General features: G+C 56.8%; 17 protein-coding genes and 1 pseudogene. 8 read left to right on the plus strand and 10 right to left on the minus strand.

Annotation, left to right across the window (positions count from 1 at the left end; translation table 11 throughout):
* Positions 1-582 precede the first annotated feature (582 nt).
* Positions 583-1803 (plus strand): hypothetical protein, encoded by a 1221-nt coding sequence (locus K5845_RS15330; protein WP_090229889.1) that lies wholly within the window; start codon positions 583-585, stop codon positions 1801-1803.
* Positions 1804-1946: 143 nt separating this feature from the next.
* Here the strand turns inward: K5845_RS15330 and K5845_RS15335 are convergent, their stop codons facing one another.
* The gene (locus K5845_RS15335; RefSeq protein WP_287959401.1) at positions 1947-4064 is read right to left on the minus strand and encodes a S9 family peptidase; all 2118 of its coding nucleotides are present in this window, start codon (positions 4062-4064) and stop codon (positions 1947-1949) included.
* Between the two features lie 510 nt (positions 4065-4574).
* On the opposite strand from K5845_RS15335, the gene K5845_RS15340 reads away from it, so the two are divergent.
* On the plus strand, positions 4575-4982 hold the full coding sequence (locus K5845_RS15340) for a Ros/MucR family transcriptional regulator (protein ID WP_046478339.1): 408 nt from the start codon (positions 4575-4577) through the stop codon (positions 4980-4982).
* A 40-nt stretch (positions 4983-5022) separates the two neighbouring features.
* Here K5845_RS15340 and K5845_RS15345 read toward each other — a convergent pair whose 3' ends face one another.
* Positions 5023-5379 carry a hypothetical protein gene (locus tag K5845_RS15345; protein WP_287959402.1) on the minus strand — a complete coding sequence of 119 codons (357 nt, stop codon included), beginning with the start codon at positions 5377-5379 and terminating at the stop codon, positions 5023-5025.
* 219 nt (positions 5380-5598) lie between these two features.
* On the opposite strand from K5845_RS15345, the gene K5845_RS15350 reads away from it, so the two are divergent.
* Together K5845_RS15350 and K5845_RS15355 are read left to right on the plus strand one after the other, a co-directional pair.
* Positions 5599-6024, plus strand: coding sequence for a helix-turn-helix domain-containing protein (locus K5845_RS15350; RefSeq protein WP_244464902.1), 426 nt, complete (start codon positions 5599-5601; stop codon positions 6022-6024).
* A gap of 29 nt (positions 6025-6053) precedes the next feature.
* Positions 6054-6905 (plus strand): DUF6456 domain-containing protein, encoded by an 852-nt coding sequence (locus tag K5845_RS15355; RefSeq protein ID WP_287959403.1) that lies wholly within the window; start codon positions 6054-6056, stop codon positions 6903-6905.
* Between the two features lie 22 nt (positions 6906-6927).
* On the opposite strand, the gene K5845_RS15360 is transcribed toward K5845_RS15355, so the two are convergent.
* Positions 6928-7338: a SufE family protein gene (locus tag K5845_RS15360; protein ID WP_046478341.1), complete on the minus strand. Its 411-nt coding sequence runs from the start codon at positions 7336-7338 to the stop codon at positions 6928-6930.
* Positions 7339-7640: 302 nt separating this feature from the next.
* On the opposite strand from K5845_RS15360, the gene K5845_RS15365 reads away from it, so the two are divergent.
* From K5845_RS15365 to K5845_RS15375, 3 genes and pseudogenes are all read left to right on the plus strand, one after another.
* Positions 7641-8063, plus strand: a complete 423-nt coding sequence (locus tag K5845_RS15365; RefSeq protein ID WP_090229897.1) for a YciI family protein — start codon at positions 7641-7643, stop codon at positions 8061-8063.
* Positions 8064-8140: 77 nt separating this feature from the next.
* Positions 8141-8551 (plus strand): VOC family protein, encoded by a 411-nt coding sequence (locus K5845_RS15370; RefSeq protein ID WP_287959404.1) that lies wholly within the window; start codon positions 8141-8143, stop codon positions 8549-8551.
* A 69-nt stretch (positions 8552-8620) separates the two neighbouring features.
* A pseudogene (locus K5845_RS15375) lies at positions 8621-8809 on the plus strand (ADP-ribosylation/crystallin J1); the annotation flags it as partial.
* Here K5845_RS15375 and K5845_RS15380 read toward each other — a convergent pair.
* Genes K5845_RS15380 through K5845_RS15390 form a run of 3 tightly spaced genes read right to left on the minus strand, consistent with a single transcriptional unit; the run spans position 8760 to position 11621 of the window.
* Positions 8760-9329 (minus strand): ATP-binding protein, encoded by a 570-nt coding sequence (locus K5845_RS15380; RefSeq protein ID WP_287959405.1) that lies wholly within the window; start codon positions 9327-9329, stop codon positions 8760-8762. The pseudogene K5845_RS15375 and the gene K5845_RS15380 sit on opposite strands and share 50 nt — an antisense overlap.
* Positions 9326-10855 (minus strand): PIN domain-containing protein, encoded by a 1530-nt coding sequence (locus K5845_RS15385; protein WP_287959406.1) that lies wholly within the window; start codon positions 10853-10855, stop codon positions 9326-9328. The genes K5845_RS15380 and K5845_RS15385 overlap by 4 nt, the downstream gene beginning before the upstream one ends.
* Positions 10830-11621, minus strand: a complete 792-nt coding sequence (locus K5845_RS15390) for a helix-turn-helix domain-containing protein (protein ID WP_287959407.1) — start codon at positions 11619-11621, stop codon at positions 10830-10832. Before K5845_RS15390 ends, K5845_RS15385 begins: the two co-directional genes overlap by 26 nt.
* Positions 11622-11850: 229 nt before the next feature.
* Here K5845_RS15390 and K5845_RS15395 point away from each other — a divergent pair, with 229 nt between their 5' ends.
* A complete protein-coding gene (locus K5845_RS15395) occupies positions 11851-12216 on the plus strand; it encodes a DoxX family protein (RefSeq protein ID WP_287959408.1) in 366 nt (121 codons plus the stop codon).
* Positions 12217-12880: 664 nt separating this feature from the next.
* On the opposite strand, the gene K5845_RS15400 is transcribed toward K5845_RS15395, so the two are convergent.
* The 4 genes from K5845_RS15400 to K5845_RS15415 all read right to left on the minus strand — a co-directional run bounded on the left by K5845_RS15400 (position 12881) and on the right by K5845_RS15415 (position 14933).
* Complete coding sequence (locus K5845_RS15400; protein ID WP_287959409.1) at positions 12881-13165, minus strand: Rdx family protein; 285 nt, start codon at positions 13163-13165, stop codon at positions 12881-12883.
* A 9-nt stretch (positions 13166-13174) separates the two neighbouring features.
* Positions 13175-13669 carry an AAC(3)-I family aminoglycoside N-acetyltransferase gene (locus tag K5845_RS15405; RefSeq protein WP_287959410.1) on the minus strand — a complete coding sequence of 165 codons (495 nt, stop codon included), beginning with the start codon at positions 13667-13669 and terminating at the stop codon, positions 13175-13177.
* A 41-nt stretch (positions 13670-13710) separates the two neighbouring features.
* Positions 13711-14175 carry a hypothetical protein gene (locus K5845_RS15410; protein WP_287959411.1) on the minus strand — a complete coding sequence of 155 codons (465 nt, stop codon included), beginning with the start codon at positions 14173-14175 and terminating at the stop codon, positions 13711-13713.
* Between the two features lie 128 nt (positions 14176-14303).
* Entirely contained in the window at positions 14304-14933 is a 630-nt protein-coding gene (locus K5845_RS15415; RefSeq protein ID WP_287959412.1) for a TetR/AcrR family transcriptional regulator, read from the minus strand.
* Positions 14934-14993 lie beyond the last annotated feature (60 nt).

Genomic DNA, 14993 nt, shown 5'->3' on the forward strand with positions numbered 1-14993 from the left:
GCAGGCGGGGGGATTGCGTACCGAGATCAGCCCTCTTGTTGCATGCTTGCTACATTGGGGCCTTGTGGGCAGTGTGCTTCACCAAGTGTGGATGAATGGTGAGTCTTTTGGTGCTCTGTTGTTGATAGTTTGCTGGTGGGCCAGAGAATTGCGAAATTGGTGAATTTTGCGTGGTCGTTTGGCTCGCCATCTACGAAGCTGATTCTCTTAACAATAAGCTACGAATCGCGTAGTCCTCGGCGGAGAGGGGCATTCGTATTGCGTTAATTTCAAGTATCTCCCGCTCAGTTGAAAAACGTTCCACAGGTTGAATCAAGCGGCGATCGCTCCTGTGGATTGATGATCAAGAGTGGGAGTGTCCAGGTTCTAGTGCGTCTGCAAAGTCACGCTTCGATCTGCCTGCCGGTCACTATTTGGGGATGGTGCCGGACGCTCACGGAAAGATCTGATGCGCGGTGATGTTTTGACGCCGGTTCCGCGTGTTTCTGGATTGCCTGCAAGCCTCTTCTGCAGGACGCGTGCACGAGGCTGGATAGTTATTGTTTCGCGTCACACGCCAGCCCTACTGAGGGAAAGAGGGCTATGAGGCATGCTCTAGGGGTATTAGGAATTCTTGCCGCCGGTGTATTGTTGGCGGTATCAGCCGCCATGAATTGGCGGTTTGGCTTGAGTCTCGGTAGGACCGAGCTTGATGGCCAGATATATGGAGCGGCCAGCGCCGCCGCAGACTGTCTAAAGGCGCTGGTGCCATTTTTTCTGTTCGCCGCAATAAAAAACAAGGCATGGAGCCAGGCGGCCGCGTCGCTCGTCGTGTGGACTGTCGTCACGGCGTATTCGCTCACTTCGGCGTTTGGTCATGCTGCTCTTAACCGCTTCGATGTTGCGGGTGAGCGCGCTCACGAGAAAACGCTGTATGAAAATTTGAGCGCTGATCTCGCGCGTGCCAAGGAGCAGCTCGGCTGGGTGCCGCAGCATCGCCCCGCTGGAACGATTCAGGCCGAGATTGATGCTGCGAAGAATGAGCGACGTTGGGCTTCGACCAGTGGCTGTACGGATGTTACGGCTTCTAAGAGTCGAACCTTCTGTGAGGGCTATCACGCTCTTGTCTCGGAGTTGGCTTCAGCCGAGCAGGCATCTGTGCTTGAGACTCGCATTGCTGAAGTGCAAACCCAGCTTGGGAAGGTAGATAGCTCAAAGGCAATGACAGAGGCGGATCCGCAGGCTGCGGTGATTGCTAAGATTACGGGTTTCGATGTCGATAAGATCCAGCTTGCGATGACCTTGTTCATTGCTCTGCTGCTCGAGATCGGTTCCGGTTTCGGTATGTACATTGCCTTTAGTCAGTGGCGTCTCTACGAACGCCAAAGCCCGGCCGCGCCAATCTTGGCATCGGCCAGCACCGCCGCGGCAGCGGTGGCGGTCCCGAACCCAGCTGTGGTTCCGGTGCCCGTTGCGATTGAAAAGCCGCGTTCTGGCGCAAACGACAACATCAACAAGTCGATTGTGCCTCAGAGACTCGTTGCTCCAGAAAACGATGTGGAGCGCTTTTATAAGGAACGGATAGAAACACAGGATGGATCGAGCCTTACTGCAACTGCACTTTATGAAGACTACTGTGCTTGGTGTGAAGAACAGCAAAAGGAGCCTCTAGCACTTCCAACTTTCGGCCGAGATTTTGGAGAGTTGGGTATTCAGAAAGCGAAGATTGCAGGACGAGTCCGGTATATTGGTATCGCGTTACGCTCCGGAGCAGCGCTCGAGGAGGTTAAGAATACGCCGGCCTTCAAGGTGCAGGCAGCCTGAGATCCAGGCATTCGGAGGGGCCCCGCAAGGGGCCTTTTCTTTTTTTACGAACGATCTTCAAGTTGCGAAAAAAAGGGCAGTCCTGGGACTGCCCTTTTTTGTGGTTTGGATGGCTGCCGCTTTCGCGCATGAGCGCCTGAAATTTAGCTGACGGCGGTTTCGGTTTTGCCGGCGATCAACAATGCGAACGCATAATCGTGGGCTGTTTCTTTGAGTGCCGTGAAACGACCTGATGCTCCACTATGGCCAGCCTCCATGTTGATACGTAATAGGACCAGCTTGTCGGATGTATTGTGTTCCCGCAGCCTTGCGATCCATTTGGCAGGCTCCCAGTACGTGACGCGAGGATCTGTCAGTCCGGTATAGGCGAGGATGTGTGGATAGGGCTGGTCCTTCACGTTGTCGTAGGGGCTGTAGGAGCGGATGATTTCGAACTGCTCAGGGCTTTTCAGCGGATTGCCCCATTCCAGCCATTCAGGCGGGGTGAGCGGAAGTGTTGCGTCGAGCATCGTGTTTAGAACGTCGACAAAGGGCACGTCGGCGATAATGCCGAGAAACAGGTCTGGTGCCATGTTTGCGACGGCTCCCATGAGCATGCCTCCGGCGGACCCGCCGTTGGCAACTATGCGTCCGCGTTTGGTGAAGCCCTCACTGACCAAATGCTCTCCGGCCGCGATGAAATCCTTGAAGGTATTTGTCTTCTTTTCGAGCTTTCCGTCCGTGTACCAGCGATAGCCTTTTTCCTTGCCCCCACGAATATGGGCGATGGCATAGACAAAGCCTCGATCAACAAGTGACAAGCGCGTCGTGGAGAACGACGCCGGGATCGAAATCCCGTAAGAGCCATAGCCGTACAGAAGTGCGGGCGCGGAGCCGTCAAGCGGGGTGTCCTTGTGATACAGGAGGGAGACTGGAACTGTTTCCCCATTGGCAGTTGGCGCTTGCAGGCGTCGTGTCACGTAGTTGGCAGGGTTGTGGCCGCTGGGCACTTCCTGGCGTTTGCGCAATGTGCGTGCGCGGCTTTCCATATCGTAGTCATAGACCTCGGCGGGGGTGGTCATGGAGGAATACGTAAAGCGGATTGCCGTTGTGTCGTATTCGTAGCCGTGTGACAGGCCGAGCGCGTAGGCTTCTTCATCGAACGATATTTCATGCTCTGAGCTATCGTCGAATTTGGAGATGACGATACGCGGCAGGCCGTCTTCCCGTTCAAGCCGGACCAGATGATTTTTGTAGGCAACGGCCTCGATGATAAGGCGCCCAGGGCGATGCGGGATGATTTCGCGCCAGTTCTCTTGCCCAGGATTGTTGACGGGAGCCTCAACGATCCGGAAGTCTACCGCGTCGCCCGAATTGGTCAGGATTACAAGCGCATCATTGTGGTGCTCGATGCTATATTCATGGCCGGCTTGACGGGGAGCAACCAAGCGCGGTTCTGTGCTGGGATTGTCGGCGTCGATTAGGTAGACTTCGCTCGTTTGGTGATCGTGTGCGTCGATCAGAATGAAACGGGAAGACTGGGTCTTGCCGATTCCGACATAAAAGGCGCTGTCTGGCTCATGGTAGACTCGTACGTCGTCCGCGTGGGGTGTCCCTATAACGTGGCGGTAGACGGACAACGGACGGTGATTTTCATCAAGGCGCACATAGACGATCGTGTTGGAGTCGTTTGTCCAAACGAAATCGCCTCGCGTGTCGTGAATCACGTCTTCAAGATCTTGGCCCGTATCGAGGTCGCGAATACGGATCGTGTAAAGTTCCGAGCCCTTCTCGTCGACAGCATAGGCAAGGCGTTTGTGATCGGGGCTATGCTGGCTTCCGCCTAAACTCCAGTACGGCTTATCTTTCGCGAGCTCGTTTCCATCCAGCAGGATAGTGACGTCGCCGCCCTCACGGGGCTGGCGGCAAAGTTGCGGATATTGTCCCCCTGTGACGAAACGGTATGAGTAAGCCCATAATCCGTCGGGTGTGGGAACAGTGCTGTCATCCTCCTTGATCCGAGCCTTCATTTCGTCAAACAGCTCGGATTGTAACGTAGCGGTACTCGCAAGCGCGGCGTTGGTGTATTCGTTTTCGGCTTCGAGATGAGCTCGAATGGCGGAATCGAGCCTATCTGGTGCCCGCATCACTTCCTGCCAGTTTTCTGCCCGCAACCACGAATACTCGTCCTCGATCGTGATCCCGTGATGGGTAGCGGCAGTTGATTTGCGTGTGGCGCGCGGCGGCTTAATGCCGGTGGGCCGGAGGGAGTGAGCGGTCATGTTGGATGGCTCCGGTACGTGCTTTGTCGGATGCGGGTTAGCCGGTTGTTGTAACGGGGCGTAGCGGTTTGGGCCAGGGTGGGCGACGGAATTGAGCGAGTTGATATCCGACCACGAGGGTTTCGAAAGAGGGAAATTAAGTTTTCGACGATTGTGGCTAAGTATTTGATGTTAACTTGGTGGCGCAATGTCGCGCCTGGCTGAGGGCAACGTCAGTCATGAAAAACGGGGCAGTGTTGATGAATTCGTGAGGGGAGATTCACTGGTTTTGTAGTTCTCAGGTCATCGACGACTTGGTTTTTAGTTGACAATGGGGTTCCGCTATGACCAAGAAGGTGGCTCTTGGGATCTGTCGCGGAGACGCTCCAATTCTAGAACTCTTATAGAGTCTGTTTAGGCATTGCTAGCGTCTTAACGACAAAGACTGGCGAGATTTGTGGTATTGACTTGAAGTAAATTGCCGGGACGGCGCGCGAACTGTTCGCCTAACCCGCAATAGAGAGGACTGTTATGGAGAACTCTTCGCAGCCGGAACTCGTCGAACTGACCGCAAGAATCGTTTCGGCGTTCGTGAGCAACAATACCGTGGTCGCCACCGATGTCCCGCATTTGATCAGCGAGACGCACTTGGCTTTGAGCCGTGCTTCGGGTGGCGTGACCCCTCCGGAGCGGGAAGAGCTGCGACCCAAGGTGCCGGTCAAGAAGTCTGTTATGCCGGATCACATCATTTGTTTGGAAGACGGCAAGAAATTCAAATCCCTCAAGCGGCATTTGCGAACCCACTACAATCTGTCGCCGGAGGAATATCGCGAGAAGTGGGGTTTGCCGCACGATTATCCGATGGTCGCGCCGAACTACGCAAAGGCGCGCTCGGATCTGGCCAAGAAGATGGGTCTGGGCACGCGTCGCGAGAAGTAAACTGCAATATTGCGCGGGCCTTTAGAGTCCGCGATGCAAGTTAACGATCAGGAAGCGGTCTCGTGTTGAAGCGGGGCCGTTTTTCTTTGGTCTGAGGTTGTTGCCTGAGGTTGGCCGCATTATGCGCGGCGGCGAGGGTGCGATAGGCCGCGAGTAGTTCGGCATGCCGCGCTAAGTCATAAGCCCAGTGACCGGCTATCCCGCGCTGCCGTTCAGCCCGAAGTGCTTTGCGAAGCTGGCGAAGCAATCGATCCATTGCCGCTGGGGCGTCGCCACTTGCGACGTCACAAGGCCAGACGGCGATGAGGCGCCGTAAACTCTCAAGAGTGCCCTGGACGATAGACGGGTTAACTCGAGGGTGGACGGCGTGGATCGGGGGCGCTGTGTTGGGTGGCATTTTCAACTTTTCGGCTTTTGGAGCAGAGCTGAAATTGTCACCGATCCGTTGATGAGTGTGGACTAATATAACGGAATTACATGCGCTCCTGTGCATAGATTATGTTTTCTTATGTGAATACATGTGATTTTTCGACTTATCCCCATCACCTAGATATCCTCTAGGCTGTATATATCACATCAATTGACCCGATTACTTCAAGGTTTCCGAGTCATTACCATGGTGATGAACAGTATGATGGATGTTGGGTTTCATTACTTGCCGTCACTTGTTGAGAGCGGAGCTCCCCCGCCGGGGCCAGCGCCTTACTGCGAGGCTGTCATGAAGACCCGGCGATGCGTCATCGAAGTCGCGGTGAGCCAAGTGTTCGGCGTTGCGCTTTCCGATCTGCGAGGTGTTACGCGTGGCCGCGCGAAAGTGGCGCTGGCGCGTCAGGTGGCGATGTATCTGGCTCACGTGGTTTGCGGCATGAGCCTCACGCAGGTGGGGCGAACTTTTGAGCGCGACCGCACGACCGTTGCCCATGCGTGCGGGCTGGTTGAGGATCGCCGTGACGATCCGAGCTTCGATCGCATCCTGGAGCTTCTGGAGCGTGTCACCGTTGCCGTGACGTCGCCGCGATTTGATCCTGCCGTGAATCTTTGACCTCCTTTCGTCAGTAAAAAGAGGTGCTGATGGCTGAGAATGCCAGAGAGCTTCCGCGTGATGCCTCGACGCGCCGAGCGCTGAAAAAGCTTTCATTGCGGACTGCGCTCGCAGAGGAAACGGATGATGGGGGCGTCACCATCCTCGCGGAGCGGGACGGTCAGGATGGTCTGACGGCTTGCGGCGAGATCCAACCGGATCTGTGGGCGGACTTCGTTCGTCGCGGCTGGGTTGTCCGCGAGACGGAGGGACGATGGCGGCTTGCCAATGCCGGCCGGATTCATCTCAAGAGACTTATGAGCAGGGGAGAGGGGCTCTCTGATCTGACAGCTGCTTCGCATCCACCTAAGACTTCGGGGGGAGGGCGTGCCCGGCCGGAGATGAACTTGGCGGAAAGTCCGCTGGCGTGGCTGCGCCGGCGCACCGACCGGCACGGGCAACCGTTGATTTCTCAGGCGCAGTTTGAAGCGGGTGAGCGTCTGCGGGCAGATTTTGAACGTGGGAGTATGGGCGCTCGGGTTACGGCCAACTGGAGCAGTACCGGTGGTGTGACGCCGGGTTCGGTTGGGCCTGACCGAGAGATCGCGTTGCGCGGGCATGCGCTTGCCGCGCGCGAGCGTGTTCGGGCGGCGTTAGCGGCAGCAGGGCCGGAGCTTTCTGGAATTCTGGTTGACGTTTGTTGTCACCTGAAGGGGCTGGCCGATGTCGAGCGTGGTGCGGGGTGGCCGCAACGCACGGCCAAGGTTGTGCTGCTGCTCGCACTGACGACGCTTGCCCGGCATTACGGAATGATTGGCCACGCGGACGCGCAAACGGGCGGAAACCGCATCCGGCACTGGGGTGCCGCTGACTTCCGACCCGAGGGTGATGTTGCGGGTTAGCTCGACAAGATGCGTGCCGCTATTACGTGCTGGCGGCGGCGAGTTGAGCGTCGGCGCGGATGCGCTCCACCATGGATGAGAACCCGTTGGAGCGCTGCGGGGTGAGGTGTTCTTTCAGCCCTAAGTCGGCGAAGACCGCGCGAGCATCGGTTTTCAGAATGTGGTCCGGCGTCTGGTTCTGATAGATGGCGAACAGGATTGCGATGAGGCCGCGCACGATATGGGCGTCGCTATCGCCGATGATCTGCAGGCGGCCATCTTCCGTCGTGGTTGCGAGCCAGACCTGGCTGGCGCAGCCGCGGACCTTGTTTGTGTCCGTCTTCAGCTCCGGGCTCATTTCCGGCAGCGCCTTGCCCAGCTCGATGACGTAGCGGTAGCGGTCTTCCCAATCGTCGAGAAGGGCAAAGTCGTCACTGATTTCGGCAAGGGTCATGGGCTGCAATCAAATTTTTCGGGATTTCAGGACTACGGCGCGGCGGTGTTCGATACGCGGCGCGCCGTACGGTGTTCACGCTTTAGATAATGTGTTTGGGCGTGCGGAGCAATGAATCGCCCATTTTGCCTTCTCTCCGGCGTGCCAGGCCGCCGCTTCAGCCCCGATTTTACGGGGCGAAGTCCCACTCTCGACCTCTTTTTCAAAAAAAAATCCACCGGGATGTCGATCTGGCCGTTTCCCGTTCGTCGTATGAGCAGGACGGCCAGTGGGGCTGCCTTGGATCATAAGGAGACGAGACAATGCGTGTGATGGTTTTTGTGAAGGCGACGACGGACAGCGAAGAAGGCGTCATGCCGCCGGCGGAATTGCTCGTCGAGATGGGCAAGTACAACGAAGAACTGGTCAATGCCGGCATCATGCTGGCGGGCGATGGTCTCAAGCCCTCCTCGCAGGGCAAGCGCGTCGCGTTTGACGGGCCGGGGCGCACCGTGATCGACGGGCCGTTCGCGGAGACCCGCGAGTTGGTTGCCGGGTACTGGATGTGGGAAGTCAAAGACATGGCCGAGGCCGTGGAGTGGGTGAAGCGCTGCCCCAATCCGATGATGGGCCCGAGCGAGATCGAGATCCGCCCGGTTTACGAGATGGCCGACTTCAACGAGATCATGACGCCCGAAGCCGAGGCGGTGCACGACCGGGTTCGCGACAAGCTGGAGGGCAAGTGAGACGGATGTGATCTGCGCGCGCGGCCTCTCCGGCCGCGCTCGCTACGAGATGAACCCATAACGAAGGGATGCCCGAAATGCCCAAGATGATCTTCCTCAATCTGCCGGTGAAAGACCTCGCCGCCGCGACCCGCTTTTATGAAGCGATCGGATGCACGAAGAACGACCAGTTCAGCGATGAGAACGCGTCGTCCATGATGTGGTCGGACTCCATTATGTTTCATCTGCTGACGCACGACTATTTTTCGACGTTCGCGCATAAGCCGATTGCCGACGCGCACAGGAGTGTCGGCATGCTGATCGCCTTGTCGTGTGACCGGCGCTCGGATGTGGACGAGATGGTGGAGGCTGCTGCGGCGGCGGGTGGCACGGCCGATCCGCGCGAGCGTCAGGACATGGGCTTCATGTACGTGCGCAGCTTTGTCGATCCCGACGGGCACGTGTTCGAGCCGGCATGGATGGATATGTCGGCGATGCCGAGTGCCTGATGCATTGATTTGCCGGCTGAATATCTGACCAAGTGGAAAACCACTTCAAGCCATTGTAGCTTCACCGCCATGGATGAAACGGTGACGTTGTGGCGGCCTGTGGGGCCGATTGAACTCGAGTTGATCCGGCAGAGCGATATGCGCGCGTTTCCGCCGCGCCTGCCGGAGCAACCTATTTTTTATCCGGTGACGACGGAGGCGTACGCCGTCAAGATCGCCCGCGACTGGAACGTGCCTGACAGTGGATCAGGCTTCGTATATTTGAGTAGATGTTTTCGAACTGCTCCGCGCTGACAACAAGAAGAGGAATGTTGAGGTGTCGCGCTGAGCTAAAGGCGCTTAAGAGTGCTTGCCTTTGATGTATTTCGAGTTCTACAGGAGTTCTCTTTGGACGGTTTTTCGTAGTGTCGTTGAGTCTTCTAGCGCTGATAGCTTGAGAGTCGTCTGCTAAAAATATGAATTGCGTGATCCCCAGTTGCGCAAAAATTATGGGTTCAATTCCTATCAGCCCTTTCGGGGTGTCGACTACAGTATGCCCATCTATGATGATCAACGGAGCGTTGGCATCCTTAGCGGCATGGAAGCCTTCGATAAGAAGAAGCTGATTGTCTTCAATATCCTGATTCCGGAGGTTTTCAGAGGGCACGTTCTCGCGTGCGGCTTTAATCAATACGCCCGCCTGTAAATGCTGAAACTTTATTCGTTGGGACAGCGTTCTAAGTAACGTGGACTTTCCAACGCCCGAGATGCCGACAAACGCAATAACGGGTTGATTCATGTGTTAAAGTCGAGGTTTAGTCGCTGTAGAAGCTTTAGAAGATTAGGCTGTCTGATTTCGAAGATCGATTGTGGGGGATGTGTCCGAAAAATTCCCAGGCTTTGGAGATCCGTGAAAAAGACCGGAGGTTCAATGTAGTTGGTCAGCAGGTAGTTGATCACTTTAACAGGTTTTTCTGGCGTGGCTTTCCATGCCGCGAGCTCTGTTTCAGAGTAGACAGATCGACCACCGGTCATCAGCATTAATTCTTTTGTAGATTCCGCGCTTTGCCATTCCTCAAAAACACCGACTGCCGTCATGGCCTGAGAGGGGGGGCTATCTGACTTGCTCTTATAGAAAAATAGCAGCGAGCCAGCTGGTCCCAAATTCGATTGGGCACGGCAAAGATAGACTTTGCGAATTGTGTTGCCAGGTTGGCGCGGTCCTCCAAAACCTAAGGAGTCAAAGAGATCAAGTGTGCCCTGGTAAAGCTCTGAATACAGAGTATCGTGATATGCCTCAAGGATTGGTACGCCAAAGGCCCGGGTGTTTGGCTCAGTAATGAATCGGGGATAGTGGAGACGGTTGGTTTCGAAGTCAGACTGGTCGGGCTGGCGCTTTAGTTTATCGGTAGAGAACAGCTTTTCGTATATCAATTCGCCATCGGCTTTGATCGCGGTTCGTGTGAATCCGTAATACTCGAGAAGGTCGATCAGCGATTCCTGGTCTTCATAGGTTGTGACATAGACGAGGTCGTAACTATTTGCCTGCGCGAACCAAAAAATCTTCTTAAAAAGGAGTTCGCCGAGCTTAACCCCACGTTTTTCTGGGCTAACTTTAAAAGTGCAAATTTTTAGGATCTTGCGGGCTTTTGTGGTGGCGTCGGTGTCGGTCTCTGTCTCGTCTTTTCTTACGACAATTCCCGCGAGTCCGTTGTCATCGATGATCCAACATGTGCGGCGTTCGTGGACGCACTTTGTCTTCCACCAAGTGTCGAACTCGGGGTAGCCTTGACGAAGGCTATTGAAAATCGGGTCTTTAAGAGGAATTTCGTTTGCTGACACCTCTTCGATGTAACGAACAGGGGGCGCGATGGGTTCATACGTAGTTTTGAGAAGTTGGACCGCGTCGGCAACGAAGAGAACGCGACGGCCGAGTTCTGCCGAATGGCGCCGGGCCCGCAAGTGAAGCCCGCGATCTTGGGTAACAAGGAAATCTGCGGCACCGCGATGGAGAGCATCCAATAGTGTCGCATCGACAATGTCGTTCGCACGAGGGAGTGGACCAAACTCGCTTTCGAGATCGGTCGTTGCGAGGCCCCGTACCTTCCCAAGTATCTGAAATTTTGCGACTTTGCTCAGCGAAATATTGCGACGGATCTGGTCGCGATCTCTGAGAAGGTCGTCTTTAGCGACCTCGTGAACAACTACGTCGACTTTGTGTTTGGCGGCAACTGAGAGGAGGGATGAAAATGCGGGCTCAACGGCTTGGTTGTCTTCGAGGCCTATGATGACGTTCGTATCAATAAGATACGTTTGGGAACTCATCGTGTAGGGCCTTTCTTAAGATCGGCGTCGCATAGAGAAAGGATTGAGGTGGTTCGAAATCAAACCGGTCGCGAAGCTCTGACAAAGAGAGGGACCGAGGGAAGAGTTGCGGGTTAGTAAATTGCAGCACGAAGCCTTCTTTTAGACCATCAAAGTACGCATAAAAATCGGAACGTTTAATAGAAGCGGATTTCCCGAATTTTTTCCAGATCTGTTCAATCGGGAGTTTTACAACATCAGCAATCTCGGCGCGGCCTACCATGGCACGCTCGGGAGATGTTGAATAAATATATGCTACCGTTCCGCGGGGTGCAGAAATTGGAAAGCGTCGTCTAAGTTCTACAGTCTTTTTTCCCTCCATAATCTTGGAGGTGTACTGTGGGCGGATACTAAGAACAACATCCCGTTGGCGACGGAAAATATCATCACCAAAGATAGGGAAGACAAGTTGGTTTTCGTCGGGCGTGTCAGGATCGAACGCTAAATTGAACTGATTCGCCAGTTGTTCGGTAGCAGGAAAAGTTGCCTCGATTCGCAATGTTGCACCGAGCGCTGCGACGTAACGCTGTAAAGAATGGATGTGTACGTCACCTATGTTTTCAATGTTTGATATTGAGCTGCGGCTGATATCAAGGCGTGCGGCTAACTCTTTCTGCGTAAGACCTGCTAGTTCACGCAACTTTTTCAACGATTGACCAACGATGCGGCCAGTGTCGCTGTCGCCAAGCCTCACTGCTCGGATCACTTCGTTCTTAAGATTGCTCATGGTGCCTCGCTTACCCCACGAAAAAATAGTTCATTAAGATATTCCTCGCAACCAATGCTCGACCGAGATTGTTGGAGAACCTGACCTTTTTCCGTAAGAGTGCTCTCAACGCACTGACAAAATTAGCACAGTTGGCAGCCGCCTTCGGGATCGTTCCACAATCGCCCAAATCGTCAGTGTATCAATCCGTATACACCTCTACCTCTAACCACATCACCAGGAGACCACGATGAGTACGCGCGCGATGCTTTGGGCTGGCTGGGGGCTGTCCGGTCTTTTCGCTCTGTTCATGCTGGGGGCGTCCGTGACGCCGAAGCTGGCGCAGATGCCGATTGCGGAAGAGACGATGGCGCAGCTCGGCTGGCCTCCGGGCTATGCGTTCATGATCGGGATCATCGAGCTGGTTTGCGTCGTGCTCTACCTCATCCCGCGGACCGGTTTTTTTCCGTGCTTCTTATCGGAAAACCGGTTCCCACTTTTCCGGAAGCACTCTCGTGTGCTCGGCACGGTGCTGATGATGGGGCTGCTCGGCGGCGCGATGGCGACGCAGATCCGCGCGGAGAGCCCGCTCTTCAGCCACTTTTTTAGTGTTTAACTGGCTGTTCAGCCTGTCTATCTGGGGCTTGTCATGTGGGGCGGGCTGTGGCTGCGCGATGCGCGGGTGCGGGCGGTGTTTCCGTTTATGCGGTAGGGTGCCTGCTCGCGTCGGTCCCGGCACTTGCTGGCGGGACCCAAGGTGCTACTGGGGCTTCTGTTCGCCGGTTGTGCCCCACCGCTTCCGCCGCGTTCGCTGAGCCTTGGATCCCGTGGACAAGCCACGGGATGACATGTTGTCGGGGTTCCGAGTGCAACATCCGCCAGACCCTCTACCGTCGTCCCGGCACAGGTCACGGGATGACACATTCCCTACCGTCATCCCGGCATTTATTGCCGGGATCCAACTCTCGGCTGGGGAGGCCGCTGTACGCTTGTGCTTCACCCTTTGCGTCGGCGACTGCTGGGCCTTGGATCCCGCGAATACTTGTTTGCCGCGCCTCCGGCACGAGTCGCGGGATGACATGTTGTCGGGGTTCGGAGCGCAACTGCCGTACATCCCCTACCGTCGTCCCGGCACTCATGCCGGTGGCGTGGCTGGAACGAAGTTACCGGGACCCAACTCTCGGCTGGGGTGTCCGTTCGCTGGTTGTGCTCCACCGCTACCACGGAGCCTGCTGGACCTTGGATACCGGGGACGAGCCCCGGTATGACATATGGTTCGGTTAGGGCGTATCGGAATGGCCGAGGCTGAGGTCGGGGGCGATCAGGTCGCGGACGCGCTGTTTGAGTTCCTTCGTCTCCGGAAAGCGGCCTTCCGTCTTGCGCGACCAGATAACGTCGCCGTCAAGACGCACCTCGAAGACACCGCCGGTCGTGTCCGGCGTGAGGGTCACGGAGCCCAGGTCTTCGGCGAACGTTGTCAGAAGCTCCTGCGCCATCCAGGAGGCGCGCAGGCCCCAGCCGCATAACCGGCAGTAGGTGATTTCAACGTGTGGGCTTGCGGGCATGGTGACACCTCATTCGGACCCGGCTGTTCCCGGGCTTGGCTTTTTCTCCACCGCGATGTCGAAGTGCAGGACGTCCTCGCGGAGCCCGAGTTTTGTGTAAAGCGCGATGGCCGGGGCGTCGATATGGTCGGCCTGGACGTAGATGACCCAGGCGGCGCGTTCGGCGGCATGGGTGCGCAGGTGTTCGATGAGGGCGGTGGCGATGCCCCGGCGGCGATGGGCTTCGTGGACGGCGAGGTCGTAGATGTAGACTTCGCGGCGCGCCTGCTCGAACTTTTCGAGTTCGTAGGCGACGAGGGCGCCGACGATGTCTTCGCCGGAGAGTGCGACCAGGGCCACGACATGCTCCTTGGCGAGCAGGGTTGTGACGTAGGCGTCATCCGGAGGCGCGGTGCCATAGGTGTCGGGCTCCGCGAAGACCTCGCCGAACAAGGCGTTCATCTTGCGGAAAAGGGGGAGATCGGCAGGGCCGAGGCGGCGGATGGCGGCGGGCTCTGATGACATGCGCCTAGCTGTAACACGGCGGCGCGGGAGGGCAACGCGGATCAGAAGACCGGCTTGATCTTGTCCAGGGCGGCGATGCCGGTGTCGGCATCCGCTTTCGTCACCCAGTGATGGGTGATGACGTAGTAGCCGTCCTGTTGGATCGAGAGATACTGGGTCGCGCCCGGACGGAAGATCTCTGTCATTGAAGGCCCGTCCGGATTAAAGACCGCGTTGGGGTTGCTGATTACCAGTTGACGCTGGCCGGAGTCGACGGTGAAGCGTGTGTGCCCGCAGTATTCGATTTTGCCGACTTCCTTGCCGTCGACCCGGATGGTCGACGTGTAGGTCATGATCTTGCCGCCGGTGAGGTAGTTGATCGGCGCGCATTGGAAGTAGGCGACGACCGTCGTCCGCCCGCCTTGCAGTTTTGCGAGTTCATCTGCTGTGAGCTTCGGCTGCTGCGCGCAACCGGCAACGGTGAGCGCGATGAGAACGCCCGCGCCGAAACCCTTTCGGAAAAGCATAACCTGGAAATCCTCCGGACGCTGACGAACGCATATTCATTAGGCGGAGGATTTGTTGCCGGCAATAGGGTTCGATCGGGGCTTCCATCTCTTAGCGTGGGCCAGTGGCTGCGGCGCAACGCGCGCCGTTACCGCTTGCCGTAGGCGGCCATGAAGGTGCGCACGGCGATGCCGATCACGTGGGCGATGCGTTCGTCGCTTGGTGCGGGGGCGGCGGCGAACAGGACCGGCTTGAACATCGTCGACTGGCAGGAATCCAGGAACTGCGCGGCGGCAACCTCGCAGTCGTCAATGGCGACGACACCGGCTTTCACCTGAGCCTCAAGGTATTGCGAGAGGCGCTGGATCCCATATTGGGGGCCGAACTCGTAGAACTTGCGGCCGATTTCCGGCATGCGCTCGGCGATGCCGATGACAGTGCGCAGTGCTGACATGGCGGAGGGCTGGCAGAGGAAGCGGACGTAGGCGTCGCCGAGGCGCGTGAGAACGGCTTCGACGTTGTGATCGCTGGCATCCAGGGCGAAGACCTGCTGCGCCTGGCCAGCGCGCTCGTCCTCGACGATGGCTTCGAACAAGCTCTCCTTATTTTCGAAGTAGACATAGAGCGTGCCCTTCGACACGCCCGCGACGCGCGCGATTTCGCCCATGCTGGCCGCATCGAAGCCGTGGGTCAGGAAGAGCTGTCGCGCGCCTTCCATGATCTGCCGTCGCTTGGCGCTTTCTTCGACGGCCGGTGCGTCGGTGACCTTGCTCGACATTTTGTGATCGCTCCGGAGGTGAGTGTGATGACCGAACCGTTCAGTCAGTATTGACGTAGG

This window comes from Filomicrobium sp. (assembly GCF_025698805.1).
Classification (GTDB): domain Bacteria; phylum Pseudomonadota; class Alphaproteobacteria; order Rhizobiales; family Hyphomicrobiaceae; genus Filomicrobium; species Filomicrobium insigne.

Coding starts and splice junctions, on each gene's coding strand:
- K5845_RS15345 (WP_287959402.1), bottom strand. CDS start 5,379: ATGCCACCCAACACAGCGCCCCCGATCCACGCCGTCCACCCTCGAGTT.
- K5845_RS15365 (WP_090229897.1), top strand. CDS start 7,641: ATGCGTGTGATGGTTTTTGTGAAGGCGACGACGGACAGCGAAGAAGGC.
- K5845_RS15395 (WP_287959408.1), top strand. CDS start 11,851: ATGAGTACGCGCGCGATGCTTTGGGCTGGCTGGGGGCTGTCCGGTCTT.
- K5845_RS15415 (WP_287959412.1), bottom strand. CDS start 14,933: ATGTCGAGCAAGGTCACCGACGCACCGGCCGTCGAAGAAAGCGCCAAG.
- K5845_RS15390 (WP_287959407.1), bottom strand. CDS start 11,621: ATGAGCAATCTTAAGAACGAAGTGATCCGAGCAGTGAGGCTTGGCGAC.
- K5845_RS15370 (WP_287959404.1), top strand. CDS start 8,141: ATGCCCAAGATGATCTTCCTCAATCTGCCGGTGAAAGACCTCGCCGCC.
- K5845_RS15355 (WP_287959403.1), top strand. CDS start 6,054: ATGGCTGAGAATGCCAGAGAGCTTCCGCGTGATGCCTCGACGCGCCGA.
- K5845_RS15330 (WP_090229889.1), top strand. CDS start 583: ATGAGGCATGCTCTAGGGGTATTAGGAATTCTTGCCGCCGGTGTATTG.
- K5845_RS15335 (WP_287959401.1), bottom strand. CDS start 4,064: ATGACCGCTCACTCCCTCCGGCCCACCGGCATTAAGCCGCCGCGCGCC.
- K5845_RS15360 (WP_046478341.1), bottom strand. CDS start 7,338: ATGACCCTTGCCGAAATCAGTGACGACTTTGCCCTTCTCGACGATTGG.
- K5845_RS15340 (WP_046478339.1), top strand. CDS start 4,575: ATGGAGAACTCTTCGCAGCCGGAACTCGTCGAACTGACCGCAAGAATC.
- K5845_RS15400 (WP_287959409.1), bottom strand. CDS start 13,165: ATGCCCGCAAGCCCACACGTTGAAATCACCTACTGCCGGTTATGCGGC.
- K5845_RS15410 (WP_287959411.1), bottom strand. CDS start 14,175: ATGCTTTTCCGAAAGGGTTTCGGCGCGGGCGTTCTCATCGCGCTCACC.
- K5845_RS15350 (WP_244464902.1), top strand. CDS start 5,599: ATGGTGATGAACAGTATGATGGATGTTGGGTTTCATTACTTGCCGTCA.
- K5845_RS15380 (WP_287959405.1), bottom strand. CDS start 9,329: ATGAATCAACCCGTTATTGCGTTTGTCGGCATCTCGGGCGTTGGAAAG.
- K5845_RS15405 (WP_287959410.1), bottom strand. CDS start 13,669: ATGTCATCAGAGCCCGCCGCCATCCGCCGCCTCGGCCCTGCCGATCTC.
- K5845_RS15385 (WP_287959406.1), bottom strand. CDS start 10,855: ATGAGTTCCCAAACGTATCTTATTGATACGAACGTCATCATAGGCCTC.